Consider the following 1,064-nt stretch of genomic DNA (forward strand, 5'->3'; position numbering starts at 1 on the left):
GATTCCAGTTCTAGTAAGGTTTGACCAGCCGTTACCAATTCCCCTTCTTTGACCTTAATTGCTGCTACCGTTCCTGCCACTGGAGCATCAAGTTTGATAGTTTCCCCCGTAGGTTCCAATCTTCCTCTGGCTTTTCCCGTCTCATCCACCTGAGCGAAGATCGCCCAAGGTAAGGCAACACCCATAAATACCATCAAAAAATACAGTAATCCCCTTGTCCAAACCTGGGGTAATGTATCAAGCAGTTCCTTAGTAGCATAAGACCATTCATGACCCTGGAGTGCTTGCTCATTCCTAGCTTGAGGAGTGGTTTCTTCGGTGAGTAACTCCTGATAGGGACGCTGGTCTGGAATAGTTTGAGTCGGACTATGTCCGTTCAATGTATGATTTTCAGGCATATAGCTTTGGTATTTGAGTTGTGAACATAGGATTGATGGGAACAGGGAGCAGGGAGCAGGGAGTAGGGAGCAGGGAATAGGGAGCAGGGAGCAGGGAGCAGGGAGCAGGCAAAAGGCAAAAGGCAAGAGGCAAAAGGCAAGAGTAATCAACGAATTTTTTCCCACACCCTACACCCCACACCCCACACCCTATTCCCTGTTCCCTGTTCCCTGTTCCCTATTCCCTCCCCTATAACTGCTGCTGATTCAGATAGAAATAATGTCCTCGCTTTGCCATTAAGTCTTCGTGAGTACCGCTTTCAATCAATACCCCTCTATCGAGCACTAAAATCAGGTCAGCTTTCCGTACGGTAGAAAGACGGTGAGCAATCACTAGGGTGGTGCGGTTTTTGAGAATAGTATTGAGATTGGTCTGAATAATCCGCTCGGATTCTGCATCCAGGTGGGAGGTGGCTTCATCGAAAATTAATAGGTGGGGATTTCCCAAGAGGGCGCGAGCAATGGCTAAACGCTGTCGCTGTCCCCCAGACAACATCCCTCCTCCCTCCCCAATCTCGGTTTCATAGCCCATGGGCAATTTTTGGATAAATTCATCAGCACCGGCCAGTTTCGCTGCTGCCATAATTTCTTCTAAGGTGGCTGAGGGATAAGCCAGACTGATGTTTT

2 protein-coding genes are annotated in these 1,064 nt (G+C 48.3%); both read right to left on the bottom strand.

Annotation, left to right across the window (positions count from 1 at the left end):
- The coding region (locus tag F6K49_RS52410; RefSeq protein WP_293110994.1) for a biotin/lipoyl-binding protein at positions 1–563 on the bottom strand (563 nt) is incomplete at its 3' end.
- A 64-nt stretch (positions 564–627) separates the two neighbouring features.
- On the bottom strand, positions 628–1,064 hold a 437-nt coding region (locus F6K49_RS52415), incomplete at its 5' end, for an ATP-binding cassette domain-containing protein (protein WP_293110996.1).

The organism is Moorena sp. SIO3I6 (assembly GCF_010672095.1).